Annotated in this window: 15 protein-coding genes; all 15 read left to right on the forward strand. The window is 53.2% G+C overall.

Annotation, left to right across the window (positions count from 1 at the left end):
- Positions 1-176 precede the first annotated feature (176 nt).
- The 15 genes from tsf to dnaE all read left to right on the forward strand — a co-directional run bounded on the left by tsf (position 177) and on the right by dnaE (position 17,895).
- Positions 177-1,028 carry a translation elongation factor Ts gene (gene tsf / locus ACRQ84_RS18865; RefSeq protein ID WP_064737515.1) on the forward strand — a complete coding sequence of 284 codons (852 nt, stop codon included), beginning with the start codon at positions 177-179 and terminating at the stop codon, positions 1,026-1,028.
- Positions 1,029-1,183: 155 nt separating this feature from the next.
- On the forward strand, positions 1,184-1,909 hold the full coding sequence (gene pyrH / locus ACRQ84_RS18870) for a UMP kinase (RefSeq protein ID WP_007893903.1): 726 nt from the start codon (positions 1,184-1,186) through the stop codon (positions 1,907-1,909).
- 142 nt (positions 1,910-2,051) lie between these two features.
- Positions 2,052-2,609 (forward strand): ribosome recycling factor, encoded by a 558-nt coding sequence (gene frr / locus ACRQ84_RS18875; RefSeq protein WP_064737967.1) that lies wholly within the window; start codon positions 2,052-2,054, stop codon positions 2,607-2,609.
- A gap of 114 nt (positions 2,610-2,723) precedes the next feature.
- Positions 2,724-3,926, forward strand: coding sequence for a 1-deoxy-D-xylulose-5-phosphate reductoisomerase (ispC, locus tag ACRQ84_RS18880; protein ID WP_483817952.1), 1,203 nt, complete (start codon positions 2,724-2,726; stop codon positions 3,924-3,926).
- A 166-nt stretch (positions 3,927-4,092) separates the two neighbouring features.
- Complete coding sequence (ispU, locus tag ACRQ84_RS18885; RefSeq protein ID WP_064737513.1) at positions 4,093-4,845, forward strand: (2E,6E)-farnesyl-diphosphate-specific ditrans,polycis-undecaprenyl-diphosphate synthase; 753 nt, start codon at positions 4,093-4,095, stop codon at positions 4,843-4,845.
- Between the two features lie 18 nt (positions 4,846-4,863).
- Positions 4,864-5,721 carry a phosphatidate cytidylyltransferase gene (cdsA, locus tag ACRQ84_RS18890; protein WP_064737512.1) on the forward strand — a complete coding sequence of 286 codons (858 nt, stop codon included), beginning with the start codon at positions 4,864-4,866 and terminating at the stop codon, positions 5,719-5,721.
- A gap of 12 nt (positions 5,722-5,733) precedes the next feature.
- Positions 5,734-7,083 (forward strand): sigma E protease regulator RseP, encoded by a 1,350-nt coding sequence (gene rseP / locus ACRQ84_RS18895; RefSeq protein ID WP_064737511.1) that lies wholly within the window; start codon positions 5,734-5,736, stop codon positions 7,081-7,083.
- Positions 7,084-7,134: 51 nt separating this feature from the next.
- The gene (gene bamA / locus ACRQ84_RS18900) at positions 7,135-9,546 is read left to right on the forward strand and encodes an outer membrane protein assembly factor BamA (RefSeq protein ID WP_064737510.1); all 2,412 of its coding nucleotides are present in this window, start codon (positions 7,135-7,137) and stop codon (positions 9,544-9,546) included.
- Positions 9,547-9,641: 95 nt separating this feature from the next.
- A complete protein-coding gene (locus ACRQ84_RS18905) occupies positions 9,642-10,142 on the forward strand; it encodes an OmpH family outer membrane protein (protein WP_007893920.1) in 501 nt (166 codons plus the stop codon).
- Between the two features lie 3 nt (positions 10,143-10,145).
- On the forward strand, positions 10,146-11,171 hold the full coding sequence (lpxD, locus tag ACRQ84_RS18910; RefSeq protein ID WP_064737509.1) for a UDP-3-O-(3-hydroxymyristoyl)glucosamine N-acyltransferase: 1,026 nt from the start codon (positions 10,146-10,148) through the stop codon (positions 11,169-11,171).
- 191 nt (positions 11,172-11,362) lie between these two features.
- A complete protein-coding gene (gene fabZ / locus ACRQ84_RS18915; RefSeq protein WP_007893924.1) occupies positions 11,363-11,818 on the forward strand; it encodes a 3-hydroxyacyl-ACP dehydratase FabZ in 456 nt (151 codons plus the stop codon).
- Between the two features lie 3 nt (positions 11,819-11,821).
- The gene (gene lpxA / locus ACRQ84_RS18920; protein ID WP_064737508.1) at positions 11,822-12,610 is read left to right on the forward strand and encodes an acyl-ACP--UDP-N-acetylglucosamine O-acyltransferase; all 789 of its coding nucleotides are present in this window, start codon (positions 11,822-11,824) and stop codon (positions 12,608-12,610) included.
- A 3-nt stretch (positions 12,611-12,613) separates the two neighbouring features.
- On the forward strand, positions 12,614-13,762 hold the full coding sequence (gene lpxB, locus ACRQ84_RS18925) for a lipid-A-disaccharide synthase (protein WP_483816842.1): 1,149 nt from the start codon (positions 12,614-12,616) through the stop codon (positions 13,760-13,762).
- Positions 13,755-14,381 carry a ribonuclease HII gene (gene rnhB, locus ACRQ84_RS18930; protein ID WP_483816843.1) on the forward strand — a complete coding sequence of 209 codons (627 nt, stop codon included), beginning with the start codon at positions 13,755-13,757 and terminating at the stop codon, positions 14,379-14,381. Before lpxB ends, rnhB begins: the two co-directional genes overlap by 8 nt.
- Before the next feature lie 31 nt (positions 14,382-14,412).
- Positions 14,413-17,895 carry a DNA polymerase III subunit alpha gene (gene dnaE / locus ACRQ84_RS18935; protein ID WP_064737505.1) on the forward strand — a complete coding sequence of 1,161 codons (3,483 nt, stop codon included), beginning with the start codon at positions 14,413-14,415 and terminating at the stop codon, positions 17,893-17,895.
- Positions 17,896-17,900: the final 5 nt, after the last annotated feature.

A 17,900-nucleotide genomic window follows, 5' to 3' on the forward strand; every position in this document is an offset into this window, starting at 1 on the left:
GTTCGCTCTTTTTAAGAGCCCTTAGACATCAGATGTTATCTGTTAAGGGGGCCGTTCAGGCCCCTTTATTTTATCTAAGTCTGTCACGCTCACATCTGAGAGCGGGGCAGAGTAAATTTTCCGCAACAAGTTTCTGACAGTGTGTGAGCACACAGAGACGAATCGAGGATTCTGGAATGGCTGATATTACCGCTGCATTGGTAAAAGAACTGCGTGAGCGTACTGGCGCAGGCATGATGGACTGCAAAAAAGCGCTGACCGAAGCGAATGGCGACATCGAGCTGGCGATTGAGAACATGCGCAAATCTGGCGCAATCAAAGCCGCTAAAAAAGCAGGCAACGTTGCTGCTGATGGCGTGATTAAAACCAAAATCGCTGACGGCTTCGCCGTGATTCTGGAAGTAAACTGCCAGACCGACTTCGTGGCTAAAGATGGCGGTTTCCAGGCGTTTGCTGACAAGGTTCTGGATGCAGCAGCTGCTGGCAAAGTTACCGATGTGGAAGTTCTGAAAGCGCAGTTCGAAGAAGAACGCGTAGCGCTGGTTGCAAAAATCGGTGAGAACATCAACATCCGTCGTGTTGCTATCCTGGAAGGTGCTGAGCTGAACAGCTATCAGCACGGCGCGCGTATCGGTGTTGTGGTTTCTACCACCGGTGCTAACGAAGAGCTGAGCAAGCAAGTTGCCATGCACATCGCTGCAAGCAAGCCAGAATTTGTTAAGCCAGAAGACGTATCTGCAGACGTGGTTGATAAAGAGTACCAGGTTCAGCTGGACATCGCCATGCAGTCTGGTAAGCCAAAAGAGATCGCAGAGAAAATGGTTGAAGGCCGCATGAAGAAATTCACCGGCGAAGTTTCTCTGACTGGTCAGGCTTTCGTTATCGACCCAAGCAAAACTGTTGGCCAGGCGTTGAAAGAGAAAAACGCTGACGTCATCAACTTCATCCGCTTCGAAGTGGGTGAAGGCATTGAGAAAGCTGTCGCTGACTTCGCAGCAGAAGTTGCTGCAATGTCCAAACAGTCTTAATGGTCCGAAAGAACCGCCAATAGGCGGTTCTTTTTTGTCTGCAATTTAGTGCAGCACTTTTCAGTCTCATCCCAATAGCTTTTCTCGCGGGCTTTGCGGATGATCGACCAGATTTTACTTCTCCTTTTCATCATATCTTCCAGGAAGAATCGACCATGGCGACCAACGCAAAACCTGTATATCAACGTATCCTGCTAAAACTGAGTGGCGAAGCACTGCAAGGTGCCGAAGGTTTTGGCATCGACGCGAGCGTGCTTGACCGCATGGCGCAAGAGGTGAAAGAGCTGGTTGAACTGGGCATCCAGGTGGGTGTGGTTATTGGTGGCGGTAACCTGTTCCGCGGCGCAGGCCTGGCTCAGGCGGGCATGAACCGTGTGGTCGGCGACCATATGGGCATGCTGGCAACCGTGATGAATGGCCTGGCAATGCGTGACGCGCTGCACCGTGCGTATGTCAATGCACGCTTGATGTCAGCGATTCCGCTGAACGGCGTGTGTGATAACTACAGCTGGGCAGAAGCGATCAGCCTGCTGCGCAATAACCGCGTCGTTATCTTTGCGGCCGGTACCGGCAACCCGTTCTTTACCACTGACTCTGCAGCCTGCCTGCGCGGCATCGAAATTGAAGCCGACGTGGTACTGAAAGCCACCAAAGTAGACGGCGTCTACTCTGAAGATCCGGTAAAAAACCCGGATGCCACGCTTTATGACCAACTAAGCTATGCAGAAGTGTTGGATAAAGAGCTTAAAGTGATGGATCTCGCGGCCTTTACGCTGGCGCGTGACCACAAACTGCCTATCCGCGTCTTCAACATGAACAAGCCTGGCGCACTGCGTCGCGTAGTAATGGGTGAAAAAGAAGGCACCCTGATTACGCATTAATACCCGACGCACGTTAAAATAAGGTATATTCTTTTGCCGCGATGCTCTGTCATCGCGCAGCAATTAGGATGATCGATGTTTATCGATACCGCTTCCGGTTAGCCCGGAAATGGCCAGGTCAACCGAATTCAAGGGTTTCAACGTGATTAACGACATTAAAAAAGATGCAGACACGCGCATGGAAAAATGCGTGGATGCATTCAAAAACAACATCAGCAAAGTACGCACCGGCCGTGCTTCTCCTTCACTGCTCGACGGCATTGTGGTTCCTTACTACGGTACACCTACGCCGCTGCGTCAGCTGGCTAGCGTGACGGTAGAGGATTCACGTACGTTGAAAATCAACGTATTCGATCGCTCGCTGAGCGCTGCAGTTGAGAAAGCGATCATGACCTCTGATCTGGGTCTGAACCCAAGCTCTGCCGGTACCGATATTCGTGTGCCGCTGCCAGCGCTGACCGAAGAGCGTCGTAAAGACCTGATCAAGATCGTACGTGGCGAAGCTGAGCAGGGCCGTGTTTCTGTGCGTAACGTCCGCCGTGACGCGAACGACAAGATCAAAGCGCTGCTGAAAGACAAAGAGATCAGCGAAGATGACGAACGTCGTTCGCAGGATGAGATCCAGAAAATGACCGATGCGCACATCAAGAGTGTTGATGCGGCATTGGCCGATAAAGAAAAGGAACTGATGGACTTCTAATTCCATCAACTGCTTTTCAAAACGCCGTTCAGAGACGTGTTCGACTCTGGCGGCGTTTTACATTGTGTCCGGCGCCGTTGCGGGCACCCTCCACGACTTCACAGGGATAGCATGATGAAGCGATTAACTCTGCTGGGATCGACCGGCTCCATTGGTACCAGCACGCTGGCGGTCATTGCCGCAAATCCTGAACTGTATCAGGTGACTGCGCTGGTGGCTGGCCAGAATGTGGCGTTGATGGCTGAGCAATGCCTGCAATTCCAACCGCGCTATGCCGCGATGTCCGACGAGACCTCCGCACGAGCGCTGCGTGAGCGACTGAAAGCACTCAACGTGAATACCGAAGTGCTCTCCGGCGTTCAAGCCGCCTGCGAACTGGCTGCGCTGGATGAGGTGGATCAGGTGATGGCGGCGATTGTTGGCGCGTCAGGTTTACAGCCCACATTGGCGGCGATTCGCGCCGGTAAAACCGTGTTGCTTGCTAACAAAGAATCGCTTGTCACATGCGGCCGTCTGTTTATGGAGGCGGTACGCCAACATCAGGTGCAATTGCTGCCGGTCGATAGCGAACACAACGCCATTTTTCAGAGTTTACCCGCTTCCATACAGCATCAGTTGGGGTACGCTGATCTGCGGGGGAACGGCATCGAGTCGATTCTCCTTACGGGATCGGGTGGTCCTTTTCGTGACACGCCATTAGCGGATTTAGCCGGTATGTCGCCGGATCAGGCTTGTGCGCATCCGAACTGGTCAATGGGGCGTAAAATCTCTGTCGATTCGGCCACCATGATGAATAAAGGTCTTGAATACATTGAAGCCCGCTGGCTGTTTAATGCGACTGACGCGCAGATGGAGGTGATCCTGCATCCGCAATCGGTTATCCATTCGATGGTGCGTTATTGCGACGGCAGTGTGCTGGCGCAATTGGGTTCTCCAGATATGCGAACGCCCATCGCGCATAGCATGGCATGGCCAGCACGTATCTCTGCCGGTGTAACACCGCTCGACTTCACTCGCATGAAGTCGTTGACGTTTGCCGAGCCGGACTACGAGCGCTATCCCTGCCTGAAGCTTGCGATTGATGCCTGTGCCACAGGTCAGGCCGCTACAACGTCGCTGAACGCAGCGAATGAAGTGGCGGTGGCAGCTTTTCTGCAGCACCAGATTCGCTTTACCGATATCGCCGCCATCAACAGCGAAGTGCTGGCGTCCCTGAATTGTCAGGAGCCGGACAGCATTGACGAGGTAATGGAGATCGATCGATTAGCACGTGTGCGTGCTAATGAATTGTTACCGCGCTTTCGTTTAGCAGGTTGATAGTTCCCGCTATTTGTTCGCTCTGGGTGAAAATGGTATAGTCGCTCGCTCGCGTTTCACAGCCCGACATTGTTTCGATGTCATCTGGCGTGTTTGCCGGATTTTGCTGCAGGCGCAATGTATTCAGAAACCACAGCATTTCTGATGAAAGGAATTATTACGCGTTATGTCGTCCAACAATCACAATACAATCGATGACGAGTCGTACTGCACGCCACGTCACGTGGCCATCATTATGGATGGTAATGGTCGCTGGGCAAAAAATCAGGGCAAACTGCGTATTTCAGGCCACAAAGCCGGGGTAAAATCAGTACGCCGGGCTGTCAGCTTTGCGGTTAGCCATAAACTGGAAGCGCTCACGCTTTATGCGTTTAGCAGTGAAAACTGGAGCCGACCGATTCAGGAAGTGACAGCGTTAATGGAGTTGTTTGTCTGGGCATTAGACAGCGAAGTCAAAAGCCTGCACAAGCACAATGTGCGTCTGCGCGTCATTGGTGATATTGGCCGTTTCAATAACCGTATTCAGGAACGCATTCGCCGCGCCGAGGAACTGACTCAGCAAAATAATGGACTGACCCTTAACATTGCTGCTAATTATGGCGGCCGTTGGGATATTATCCAGGGTGCCAGAAAATTGGCCGAACAGGTTCAGGAAGGCATACTGCGTCCTGACCAGATTACCGAAGAAAGCCTGGCTCCGTATCTGTGTATGCAGGAGCTGGCGCCAGTGGATTTAGTGATAAGGACCGGGGGAGAGCATCGGATTAGCAACTTCCTGCTGTGGCAAATCGCCTATGCTGAGTTTTGGTTTACCGATGTTCTTTGGCCTGATTTTGATGAAAACGTTTTTGAAGGTGCACTGAATGCATTCTCTACGCGGGAGCGACGCTATGGCGGTACTGCACCAGGCGGCGCCTAAGCAATTTGGGGGTAACCTTTGCTGAAGTCTCGTCTGATTACCGCGTTGATTTTGATTCCGCTGGTGATCGCTGCACTGTTCTGGTTACCCCTGTCCGGTTTTGCGATCATTACTATCATTATTTGCATGCTTGCCGCCTGGGAATGGGGGCAGTTTGCTGGTATGAAAACGCGTCAGCAACGTATCTGGCTGGCCGTGCTATGCGGGCTATTGCTGTCCGCGATGCTGTTTACCCTTGCACCCTATCAACGCAACCTGCACCAATTCCAGATGGAAGGCTCGCTCTGGGCATCGCTGGGCTGGTGGGTTGTCGCGCTATTTTTAGTGCTGTTTTATCCTGCTTCTGCCGCGCTGTGGCGCCATTCGCGTTCGTTGCGCCTGCTGTTTGGCCTGCTCACCTTGATTCCCTTCTTCTGGGGCATGATGGCGCTGCGTCAGTATCATTATGATACCGACCACTTCGCCGGTGCCTGGTGGCTACTGTTCGTGATGTTCCTTGTCTGGGGAGCCGATTCCGGTGCCTACATGTTTGGTCGTCTGTTTGGCAAACATAAGCTGGCCCCAAAAGTCTCTCCAGGTAAAACCTGGGAAGGATTCTTCGGCGGCCTATTGTCATCTGCCATCATAGCCTGGCTGTTTGCACTGTTGGCACCGCTCTCAGTTGCGCCGGGCACGCTGATCATCTGTGCGGTAATCGCCACCCTGGCATCAGTCCTGGGCGATTTGACAGAAAGTATGTTTAAGCGTGAAGCGGGCATTAAAGACAGCGGTAACTTGATTCCGGGGCACGGTGGTATTCTCGATCGTATTGATAGCCTGACGGCTGCGGTGCCGGTGTTTGCCTGCCTGCTGCTGTTGGTGTTCCGCACCCTCTGAGGATAGCCGACGATGTTGAGTATACTCTGGAGTTTTGCCGCCTTTATCGTGGCGCTTGGCGTGCTGATTACCGTGCACGAGTTTGGCCATTTTTGGGTGGCGCGCCGCTGCGGTGTCAAAGTCGAGCGTTTCTCGATTGGCTTTGGCAAAGCGTTGTGGCGCCGTACCGATCGTCAGGGCACTGAGTATGTCATCGCGCTGATTCCCCTCGGCGGCTACGTCAAAATGCTCGACGAACGCGTTGAGAGCGTTCCCGCCGAACTGCGTCATCAAGCCTTTAATAATAAAACCGTGCTGCAGCGTGCTTCCATCATCGCGGCCGGCCCCATCGCTAACTTCATTTTTGCCATCTTCGCTTACTGGGTAGTATTCATCCACGGCGTACCTGGTGTACGCCCGGTAGTTGGTGAAATTCTGAACGGTTCCGTCGCTGCTGAAGCGCAAATTAACTCTGGCATGGAACTTAAAGCGGTAGATGGTATCGAAACGCCTGATTGGGATGCTGTGCGTATGGCGCTGATCGGTAAAATCGGCGACAGCGATGCAACGCTTACCGTCTCGCAATTTGGCGAAGAAGCCACGCAGCAAAAGCAATTAAATTTGCGCGATTGGCAATTCGAACCTGATAAACAGGATCCGGTGGTCGCTTTAGGTATTCGTCCACGTGGGCCGCAGATTGAAACGACCTTAGCCGAAGTTCAGGCAAACTCTCCGGCAAGCAATGCTGGTTTGCAAGCGGGCGATAGGATCGTTAAAGTCGATGGTCAGCCATTGTCACAGTGGCAGGCTTTTGCGGCACAGGTACGGGATAACCCGGGTAAAAACATGGCGCTAGATATTGAGCGCAACGGCGAACCTGTGGCGTTGACACTAACGCCGGAAGCAAAACCGGGCAACGAAGCGGAAGGCTTTGCGGGTGTCATACCGCGTGTAATTCCGCTGCCTGATGAGTACAAAACGGTAAGGCAGTATGGACCTTTTGCGGCGATCGGCGAAGCCAGTGTAAAAACCTGGCAGTTGATGAAGCTAACAGTCTCCATGCTGGGCAAGTTGATAATCGGGGATGTGAAGCTGAATAACCTGAGCGGGCCGATTTCTATCGCGCAAGGTGCCGGGTTATCAGCAGAGTACGGGGTAATTTATTACCTGATGTTCCTGGCGCTCATCAGCGTCAACCTGGGCATCATTAACCTGTTCCCTCTGCCGGTTTTAGATGGTGGTCATCTGCTCTTTCTGGCGATCGAAAAGATCAAAGGTGGACCGGTGTCCGAGCGAGTTCAGGACTTTAGTTATCGCATTGGCTCAATTTTGCTAGTGCTGTTAATGGGGCTTGCACTTTTCAATGATTTCTCACGTCTGTAATAGCTGGAACGCATACAGGCGCGGGATGTGTTAGGAAAACGCATAACAACGATGGCGATGAAAAAGTTGCTCATAGCGTCGCTGCTGTTTAGCAGCGCCACCGTTTACGGTGCAGACGATTTCGTAGTGAAGGACATTCATTTCGAAGGTCTCCAGCGAGTCGCCGTCGGCGCGGCTCTGCTCAGCATGCCGGTACGTGTCGGTGATACGGTGAATGACGATGACGTCAGAAACACCATTCGCTCACTGTTCGCCACCGGTAACTTTGAAGATGTGCAGGTTCTGCGTGACGGTACAACCCTGATTGTTCAGGTTAAAGAGCGTCCAACCATTGCCAACATCACTTTCTCCGGCAACAAAGCGGTGAAAGAAGATCAGCTGAAACAGAACCTCGAAGCTTCTGGCGTGCGCGTTGGCGAAGCGCTGGATCGCACCACGCTCTCAGCCATTGAGAAGGGCCTGGAAGACTTCTACTACAGCGTCGGTAAATACACCGCCAGCGTCAAAGCGATTGCTACGCCACTGCCGCGCAATCGTGTCGATCTGAAATTCGTCTTCCAGGAAGGCGTTTCGGCGCAGATCCAGCAGATCAATATCGTTGGCAATAAAGCTTTCAGCTCTGACGAACTGATCTCCCGCTTCTCACTGCGAGATGAAGTGCCGTGGTGGAACGTCGTTGGCGATCGCAAATACCAGAAGCAGAAGTTAGCGGGCGATCTCGAAACCCTGCGCAGCTTCTATCTGGATCGCGGTTATGCGCGTTTCAACATTGATTCTACGCAGGTGAGCCTGACGCCAGATAAAAAAGGCATCTACATCACCGTGAACATTAACGAAGGCGATCAGTACAAGATTGCCGGCGTGATTGTGAACGGCAGCATGGCGGGCCATTCTGCTGAAATCGAAAAGATGACCAGAATTCCAGCGGGTGAGCTGTATAACGGCACCAAAGTCACCCAAATGGAAGATGACATCAAGAAATTGCTGGGCCGCTATGGTTACGCCTATCCACGCGTAATGACGCAGCCTGAAATTAACGATGCTGACAAAACTGTCAAACTGCACATCAACGTGGATGCGGGCAACCGTTACTACGTGCGTAAAGTGCGTTTTGAAGGTAACGACACCTCAAAAGATTCAGTACTGCGCCGTGAAATGCGTCAGATGGAAGGTGCCTGGTTGGGCAGCGACCTGGTCGATCAGGGTAAAGAGCGTCTGAATCGTACCGGTTACTTCGAAACCGTTGACGTTGATACGCAACGTGTTCCGGGTGCACCGGATCAGGTTGATGTGGTCTACAAGGTGAAAGAACGTAACACCGGTACCTTCAACTTTGGTGTCGGTTACGGTACTGAAAGTGGCGTGAGCTTCCAGGTTGGCGTGACCCAGGAAAACTGGCTCGGCACCGGTAACACCGTCGGCATCAGCGGGACCAAAAATGATTATCAGACCTATGCTGAATTCTCACTGACCGATCCGTACTTCACGGTTGATGGTGTGAGCCTCGGCGGTCGCTTGTTCTATAACGACTTTAAAGCCGACGACGCGGATCTGTCTGACTATACCAACAAAAGTTATGGTCTCGACGGTACGCTGGGCTTCCCGGTCAATGAAAACAACACGCTGCGTGTTGGCTTAGGTTACGTGCATAACGACCTGTCCAACATGCGTCCACAGGTTGCGATGTGGCGTTATCTGGATTCGGTCGGTCGTCATCAGGGCTTAAATGATGACGGTGATTTCTCTGCAGATGATTTCACCTTCAACTACGGTTGGACTTATAACACCTTAGACCGCGGCTTCTTCCCAACGCGCGGTAACCGTACCAACCTGAACGGTAAAGTGACTATTCCTGGCTCTGATAACGCATTCTACAAAGCGACGTTGGATAGCCAGCAATATGTGCCGCTGAACCGCGATGGTACGTGGGTGGTATTAGGCCGTGGCCGTGTAGGATATGGTGACGGACTTAATGGTAAAGAGATGCCGTTCTATGAGAACTTCTACGGCGGTGGTTCGAGCACGGTTCGTGGCTTCCAGTCCAACACCATTGGTCCTAAAGCTGCGTATCTGAACGATGGCTCGTCAACCTGTAACATCTCTGATCCGAACGGTGTCTGTAAGTCGGATGATGCGGTCGGCGGTAACGCTATGGCGATTGCCAGCCTTGAGCTGATTACGCCAACGCCGTTCCTGAGCGAGAAGTATGCAAACTCTGTGCGTACCTCGGTGTTTATGGATGCCGGTACCGTTTGGGATACCAAATGGCAGAACACCGCAGAAACACGTGCGGCGGGTGTGCCAGACTACAGCGATCCTAATAACATTCGCGTCTCTGCCGGTGTGGCACTGCAGTGGATGTCACCGTTAGGACCGCTGGTGTTCTCATACGCCCAGCCGATGAAGAAAGTCGAGGGAGACAAGTCAGAGCAATTCCAGTTTAACATCGGTAAAACCTGGTAATGCTCTGAGCAGGGAAGTGAAAATACCGTCTTGTATGCGTGTCGCTTAATGATGCGACACGCTGCAAACACACACGTTGAGGTAAGGAGTTTATAGTGAAAAAGTTGTTCTGTGCTGCTGCTCTGGGTGTTGCATTAGCTGCTTCTGCGGGTGCCCAAGCGGCTGATAAAGTTGCCGTCGTAAACCTGAGCCAGGTTTTCCAGCAGTCTCCGCAGCGTGCCGCGGTTGCTAAACAACTGGAAGGCGAATTCCAGAGCCGCGCCTCTGACCTCCAGTCTCAGCAGCAGAAGATCCAGCAAGAAATTCAGGATCTGCAGCGTAATGCTTCGACCATGAAAGCGAGCGACCGCACGAAGAAAGAGAAGCAAATCTCTTCTGAGCGCGCTGCCTTTGAACAAAAAGCACAGGCTTTTGACAAAGACAACCAAACTCGTCAGATGCAGGAGCGTAACAAGCTGCTGGCTAAAATCCAGACCGCTGTGCAGTCTGTAGCGAAAAGCGAAGGTTACGATCTGGTCCTGGATTCTCAGGCCGTGCTGTACTCTTCTTCTGATGCTAAAGACATCACTGCTGACGTTGTAAAACAGGTTAAATAATTGATGTCATCAATTCGACTGGCTGATTTAGCCCAGCAGTTGGATGCAGAATTGCACGGAGATGGCGATATCGTCATCTCCGGCATTGCTTCTATGCAATCCGCCACAACTGGCCAAATCACTTTTCTTGCAAACAGCCGCTACCGCGAGCAACTCGCTGCTATCCAGGCTTCAGCCGTGGTGCTGACGGAAGCGGATCTGGAGTGGTGTAAAACGGCCGCCCTGGTGGTGAAAAATCCTTACCTGACTTATGCCCGTATGGCACAACTGCTGGACACCACGCCGCAGCCCGCGCAGAATATCGCGCCCAGTGCGGTGATCGATGCAACGGCTAAGCTGGGTAAGAATGTTTCGGTAGGTGCAAATGCGGTGATCGAATCCGGCGTAGAGCTGGGTGACGACGTCGTTATTGGCGCCGGATGTTTTGTTGGTAAGCAGACGCGCATCGGTCGCGGCTCACGTTTGTGGGCTAACGTCACCATTTATCACGAAATCCAAATGGGCCAGGATTGTCTGGTTCAGTCGGGCACGGTAATTGGTGCTGATGGTTTCGGGTATGCTAACGATCGTGGCAATTGGGTGAAAATCCCGCAGCTGGGTACCGTCGTGATTGGTGATCGGGTAGAAATTGGTGCCTGTACCACCATTGATCGCGGCGCGCTGGATAACACTCTGATCGGCAATGGTGTTATCATAGATAACCAGTGTCAGATTGCGCACAACGTTGTGATTGGTGATAACACCGCAGTTGCGGGTGGTGTGATCATGGCGGGTAGTCTGAAGATTGGACGTTACTGTATGATTGGCGGCGCCAGCGTCATTAACGGCCATATGGAAATTTGTGACAAAGTGACCGTAACCGGCATGGGCATGGTAATGCGCCCGATCACAGAGCCAGGCGTGTATTCGTCGGGTATTCCACTGCAACCCAACAAAACATGGCGTAAAACAGCAGCGCTGGTGATGAACATCGATGAAATAAGCAAACGCTTAAAAGCCATCGAACGTAAGGTCGGCAAAGACGACTAAACGCATCCCACGCTACTCGCTTTCATAACAAGAAGTGTACTTTCTTCCAGATTGGGGTAACCCGAGAATGGCAGCAGGTAACGTAAGAAAGCGAAACGCCCCGAACTAATTTGCGGCCTGCGGAAGATCATTTTGATCGGTGCAGGCCGTGTTATTGTTGCCATCAGAATTTTTAGGACAGGAAGAGTATTTTGACTACTGAAACGCATACTCTGAAAATTGAAGAGATTTTAGAACTGCTGCCACACCGCTATCCTTTCTTGCTGGTTGATCGCGTGCTGGATTTTGAAGAGCATAAATACCTGCGCGCGGTGAAGAACGTTTCTGTTAACGAACCGTTTTTCCAGGGACACTTCCCTGGTAAGCCGATTTTCCCAGGCGTTCTGATCCTGGAAGCGATGGCGCAAGCGACCGGTATTCTGGCGTTCAAAAGCGTTGGAAAACTGGAACCAGGCGAACTCTATTACTTCGCTGGTATCGATGAAGCCCGTTTCAAGCGTCCGGTTGTGCCGGGCGATCAGATGATCATGGAAGTGACATTCGAGAAAACCCGTCGTGGTCTGACGCGCTTTAAAGGTGTGGCGACCGTTGACGGCAAAATTGTCTGTGAAGCGACCATGATGTGTGCCCGTAGCCGGGAGGCATAATAAGTGATTGATTCAACCGCCAATATCCATCCCAGTTCTGTCATTGAAGACGGTGCCATTATCGGCGCTAATGTTCACATCGGCCCGTTCTGCTTTATCGGCGCCAATGTAGAAATTGGTGAAGGTACGGTACTCAAATCGCACGTGGTGGTGAACGGCCACACGCGCATCGGCAAAGACAATCAGATCTACCAGTTTGCTTCCATTGGTGAAGTGAACCAGGACCTGAAATATGCTGGTGAACCGACGCGCGTTGAAATTGGCGATCGCAACCGCATCCGCGAGAGCGTCACCATTCATCGTGGCACCACGCAGGGTGGCAACGTGACCAAAGTTGGCAGTGATAACCTGCTGATGGTGAATGCTCACATCGCGCATGACTGCGTGATCGGTAATCGCTGCATCTTTGCTAACAATGCCACGCTGGGCGGTCACGTTACCGTTGATGATTTCGCGATTATCGGCGGTATGACTGCGGTACATCAGTGGTGCATCATTGGTGCACATGTGATGGTTGGCGGTTGTTCAGGCGTCGCACAGGATGTGCCGCCTTATGTCATTGCGCAGGGCAACCACGCCACGCCGTACGGTATTAATATCGAAGGTTTGAAGCGTCGCGGCTTTAGTAAAGAAGCACTGCACGCCATTCGCAACGCGTACAAATTGCTGTACCGCAGCGGCAAAACGTTGGATGAAGTGAAACCAGAGATTGAACTGCTGGCGAAACAACACAGCGAAGTGCAGCCTTTCTATGATTTCTTTGCCCGTTCAACGCGTGGATTGATTCGTTAATCCATGTCAGCGCGTCCCCTAACGATTGCCCTGGTCGCCGGAGAAACCTCCGGCGATATTCTTGGTGCAGGGCTCATCCGTGCGTTAAAAGCGCGTCATCCTGATGCGCGCTTTGTTGGCGTGGCCGGCCCGCTGATGCAGGCCGAAGGCTGCGAAGCCTGGTATGAGATGGAAGAGTTGGCGGTGATGGGCATCGTCGAAGTGCTGGGACGCCTGCGGCGTCTGCTGAAAATTCGTCGTGACCTGACGCAGCGCTTCACGGAACTCAAGCCGGATGTATTCGTTGGCATTGATGCGCCTGATTTCAACATCACGTTGGAAGGTAGCCTTAAGCGCTCAGGTATTCGCACGATTCATTACGTCAGTCCTTCCGTTTGGGCGTGGCGTCAAAAGCGCGTTTTCAAAATCGGCCGCAACACCAATTTGGTGCTGGCATTCTTGCCGTTCGAAAAAGCCTTCTACGATCGTTTTAACGTGCCGTGCCGTTTTATCGGTCATACCATGGCTGATGCGATGCCGCTACAGCCCGATAAGCTGGCGGCGCGCCGCGAGTTAGGCATTGCCGCAGAGGCGATTTGCCTTGGCTTATTGCCAGGCAGTCGCGGTGCGGAAGTCGAAATGCTCAGCGCCGATTTCCTGCGCGCCGCGCAGTTGCTGCGTCAGCGCTATCCAACGCTGGAAATTGTGGTACCGCTGGTTAACGCCAAACGCCGCGAGCAGTTTGAGCAGATCAAAGCTGAAGTGGCGCCAGAACTGCCCATGCATTTGCTGGATGGCAAAGGCCGTCAGGCGATGCTGGCCAGCGATGCCGCTATTCTTGCGTCCGGCACCGCCGCGCTGGAGTGCATGCTGGCGAAATGTCCGATGGTGGTCGGTTATCGCATGAAGCCGTTTACCTTTTGGTTGGCAAAGCGTCTGGTGAAAACACCGTACGTTTCCCTGCCAAATCTGTTGGCCGGTCGTGAATTGGTCAAAGAGTTACTGCAGGATGAATGTCAGCCCGAAGCGTTAGCCGCGGCACTGGAGCCGTTGCTGCACGCCGGCCCTGAGCGTGAAGCGCTGCTTAATACCTTCACCGAACTGCATCAACAGATCCGCTGGAATGCTGATGAGCAAGCGGCGGATGCGGTACTGGAGATCATCAATGGCTGAGTTTATTTATCCCAACGCGCAGCTGATTGCTGGCGTTGATGAAGTCGGGCGCGGTCCGCTGGTTGGCGCCGTGGTGACTGCGGCGGTGATCCTCGATCCTGCTAACCCGATTGCGGGACTGGCAGACTCGAAAAAGTTATCAGAGAAACGCCGTCTGGCGATGTATGACGAGATTAAAGAGAAAGCGCTGGCCTGGAGTCTTGGCCGTGCTGAGCCGGAAGAGATCGATCAGCTCAATATTCTGCACGCCACCATGCTAGCGATGCAGCGCGCGGTAGCGGGTTTGCACATTGCTCCAGACTTTGTACTGATTGATGGTAACCGTTGCCCCGCGCTGCCGATGCCCGCGCAGGCGGTAGTGAAGGGGGATAGCCTGGTGAAAGAGATCAGTGCCGCCTCGATCATCGCCAAAGTCACGCGCGATCGTGAAATGGCCGAGCTGGATCTTTTGTTCCCGCAATATGGCTTTGCGCAGCACAAAGGCTATCCAACTGCGCTGCACATGGAAAAGCTGACGCAGCACGGCGCCACACCTCATCATCGTCGCAGCTTTGCGCCGGTGCGTAACGCTCTGATTGATGCCGACGTGCTGGCAGCCCGCCAGCCAACTACGCTTTAATAGCCTGACGCTGTTTTAACCGGAAACTGATATGGCTGAACCTCGTTTTATACATCTGCGCGTCCACAGTGACTACTCCATGGTTGATGGTCTGGCGAAAACCGGACCTTTGATCAAGAAGGCGGCTGCGCTTGGCATGCCGGCGATCGCCATTACCGACTACATCAACCTGTGCGGGCTGGTGCGTTTTTACGGTAGTGCGCACGGCGCGGGGGTTAAACCGATTGTCGGTGCGGACTTCCAGGTTGCCAGTGAACTGATGGGCGATGAGCTGACGCAGCTGACTCTGCTGGCGGCCAATAACACCGGTTATCAAAACCTGACTTTGCTGATTTCGCGTGCGTATCAGCGCGGTTACGGCATTGCGGGCCCGATCATCGATCGTGACTGGCTGCTGGAATTGGGTGAAGGCCTGATTCTGCTCTCGGGCGGACGTCGCGGTGATGTGGGACGTAGCCTGCTGCGCGGGAATAGCGCCATGGTGGCGCAGTGTTTGAGCTTTTATCAGGAACACTTCCCGAATCGCTATTACCTTGAATTAATGCGCACCGGTCGCGCAGATGAAGAAGCTTATCTGCATGCCGCGGTCGAGCTGGCAATTGCCGAAGGGATTCCCGTCGTTGCCACTAACGAAGTGTGCTTCCTGAATGAAGAAGATTTTGATGCGCATGAAATTCGCGTCGCGATTCATGACGGCTATACGCTGGACGATCCAAAGCGTCCACGTAATTACAGTCCTCAGCAATATATGCGCAGTGAAGAGGAGATGTGCGAGCTGTTCTCGGACATCCCGGAAGCGCTGGAAAATAGCGTAGAGATTGCTAAGCGCTGTAACGTAACGGTACGCCTCGGCGAATACTTCCTGCCGCAGTTCCCAACCGGTGACATGAGTACCGAAGACTTCCTCGTGGCGAAGTCGCGTGAAGGTCTGGAAGAGCGTATGCAATTCCTCTTCCCGGATCCTGCGGTGCGCGCAGAAAAACGCGTGGCATACGATGAACGTCTGGAGATCGAACTTACCGTTATCAACCAGATGGGTTTCCCTGGCTACTTCCTGATCGTGATGGAGTTTATCCAGTGGTCTAAAGACAACGGGATCCCAGTGGGACCCGGCCGTGGCTCGGGCGCCGGTTCTTTGGTGGCGTATGCGCTGAAAATTACCGATATCGATCCGCTGGCGTTTGACCTGCTATTCGAACGTTTCCTGAACCCGGAACGTGTCTCGATGCCCGATTTTGACGTCGACTTTTGCATGGAGAAGCGCGATCAGGTGATCGATCACGTGGCCGATATGTATGGTCGTGATGCGGTATCGCAGATCATTACTTTCGGTACCATGGCGGCGAAAGCGGTAATTCGCGACGTAGGGCGTGTACTTGGCCATCCGTACGGTTTTGTTGATCGTATCTCCAAACTGATTCCGCCAGATCCGGGCATGACGCTGGAAAAAGCTTTCCTGGCTGAACCGCAGCTGCCGGAGATCTACGAGGCAGATGAAGAGGTGAAAGCGCTGATCGACATGGCGCGTAAACTGGAAGGTGTGACGCGTAACGCCGGTAAACACGCCGGTGGTGTGGTGATCTCGCCGACCAAAATCACCGATTTTGCGCCGCTGTACTGCGATGAAAACGGGCAATTCCCGGTTACCCAGTTTGATAAGAATGACGTGGAATATGCCGGGCTGGTGAAGTTTGACTTCCTCGGCCTGCGTACGCTCACCATCATCGACTGGGCGTTGAAGATGATTAACCCGCGCCGTGAAAAGCAGGGGTTGCCACCGATTGATATCGCCGCCATCCCGCTGGATGACAAGAAAAGCTTCGACATGCTGCAGCGCTCGGAAACTACCGCGGTGTTCCAGCTTGAATCGCGTGGCATGAAGGATCTGATCAAACGCCTGAAGCCGGACTGCTTCGAAGATATGATCGCACTGGTGGCGCTGTTCCGTCCGGGACCGCTGCAATCGGGCATGGTAGATAACTTTATCGACCGTAAGCACGGCCGCGAAGAGATTTCTTATCCGGATATTCAGTGGCAGCACGAAACCCTGAAGCCGGTGCTGGAGCCGACCTACGGCATCATTCTGTATCAGGAACAGGTGATGCAGATCGCCCAGGTGCTGTCCGGCTACACCTTGGGTGGCGCGGACATGTTGCGCCGTGCGATGGGTAAAAAGAAACCCGAAGAGATGGCGAAGCAGCGTTCGGTGTTCCAGGACGGCGCGGAGAAGATGGGCGTCGACGGCGAACTGTCGATGAAAATCTTCGATCTGGTGGAGAAGTTCGCCGGTTATGGCTTTAACAAGTCGCACTCCGCAGCTTACGCACTGGTTTCTTATCAAACGCTGTGGCTGAAAGCGCACTATCCGGCAGAGTTCATGGCGGCGGTAATGACCGCCGATATGGATAACACCGAGAAAGTGGTTGGCCTGGTTGATGAGTGCTGGCGTATGGGCCTTAAAGTGCTACCACCGGACATCAACTCAGGTTTGTATCCGTTCCACGTCAATGACGAAGGCGAGATCGTTTACGGCATTGGCGCGATCAAAGGCGTGGGCGAAGGTCCGATCGAAGCGATCATTGATGCGCGTAACGAAGGCGGTTACTTCAAAGAGCTGTTTGATCTCTGCGCGCGTACTGACACCAAAAAGATCAACCGCCGCGTGATGGAAAAATTGATCATGTCGGGCGCGTTCGATCGTCTCGGCCCGCATCGTGCGGCCTTAATGAGTGCGCTCGGCGATGCATTAAAAGCGGCCGATCAGCACGCCAAAGCCGAAGCCATCGGTCAGGCCGATATGTTCGGCGTGCTGGCGGAAGAGCCGGAGCAGGTTGAGAAATCCTACGCCAGCATCACGCCGTGGCCGGAACAAATTCAACTGGATGGCGAACGTGAGACGCTGGGTCTGTATCTCACCGGCCATCCCATTAATCAGTATCTGAAAGAAATTGAACGTTATGTCGGCGGCATGCGGCTGAAAGACATGCATCCGACAGATCGTGGTAAAGTAACCGTCGCCGCGGGGCTGGTGATTGCCGCCCGCGTAATGGTCACTAAACGCGGTAACCGAATTGGTATTTGTACGATTGACGATCGTTCAGGTCGTCTTGAAGTGATGTTATTTACCGATGCGTTAGATAAATACCAGCAGTTGCTGGAGAAGGACCGTATCCTGATCGTCAGTGGACAGGTCAGCTTTGATGACTTTAGCGGTGGCCTTAAAATGACCGCTCGAGAAGTGATGGACATCGACGAAGCGCGGGAAAAATACGCGCGCGGACTTGCTATCTCGCTGACGGACAGGCAAATTGATGACCAGCTTTTAAACCGTCTCCGCCAGTCTCTGGAGCCTCATCGCTCCGGGACCATTCCGGTGCATCTCTACTATCAGAGAGCCGATGCGCGGGCGAAGCTACGCTTTGGTGCAGCGTGGCGAATTTCGCCCAGCGATCGTTTACTCAACGATTTGCGGTCGTTAGTAGGATCGGAGCAGGTGGAACTGGAGTTTGACTAAAACAG

This window comes from Pantoea sp. E2023-21 (genome assembly GCF_051302795.1).
GTDB classification, from domain to species: domain Bacteria; phylum Pseudomonadota; class Gammaproteobacteria; order Enterobacterales; family Enterobacteriaceae; genus Pantoea; species Pantoea ludwigii_A.

Excerpts from the sequence above, each read along its gene's own strand:
- tsf (WP_064737515.1), top strand. The coding sequence starts at position 177 with ATGGCTGATATTACCGCTGCATTGGTAAAAGAACTGCGTGAGCGTACT.
- pyrH (WP_007893903.1), top strand. The coding sequence starts at position 1,184 with ATGGCGACCAACGCAAAACCTGTATATCAACGTATCCTGCTAAAACTG.
- ispC (WP_483817952.1), top strand. The coding sequence starts at position 2,724 with ATGAAGCGATTAACTCTGCTGGGATCGACCGGCTCCATTGGTACCAGC.
- ispU (WP_064737513.1), top strand. The coding sequence starts at position 4,093 with ATGTCGTCCAACAATCACAATACAATCGATGACGAGTCGTACTGCACG.
- rseP (WP_064737511.1), top strand. The coding sequence starts at position 5,734 with ATGTTGAGTATACTCTGGAGTTTTGCCGCCTTTATCGTGGCGCTTGGC.
- bamA (WP_064737510.1), top strand. The coding sequence starts at position 7,135 with ATGGCGATGAAAAAGTTGCTCATAGCGTCGCTGCTGTTTAGCAGCGCC.
- lpxD (WP_064737509.1), top strand. The coding sequence starts at position 10,146 with ATGTCATCAATTCGACTGGCTGATTTAGCCCAGCAGTTGGATGCAGAA.
- lpxB (WP_483816842.1), top strand. The coding sequence starts at position 12,614 with ATGTCAGCGCGTCCCCTAACGATTGCCCTGGTCGCCGGAGAAACCTCC.
- rnhB (WP_483816843.1), top strand. The coding sequence starts at position 13,755 with ATGGCTGAGTTTATTTATCCCAACGCGCAGCTGATTGCTGGCGTTGAT.
- dnaE (WP_064737505.1), top strand. The coding sequence starts at position 14,413 with ATGGCTGAACCTCGTTTTATACATCTGCGCGTCCACAGTGACTACTCC.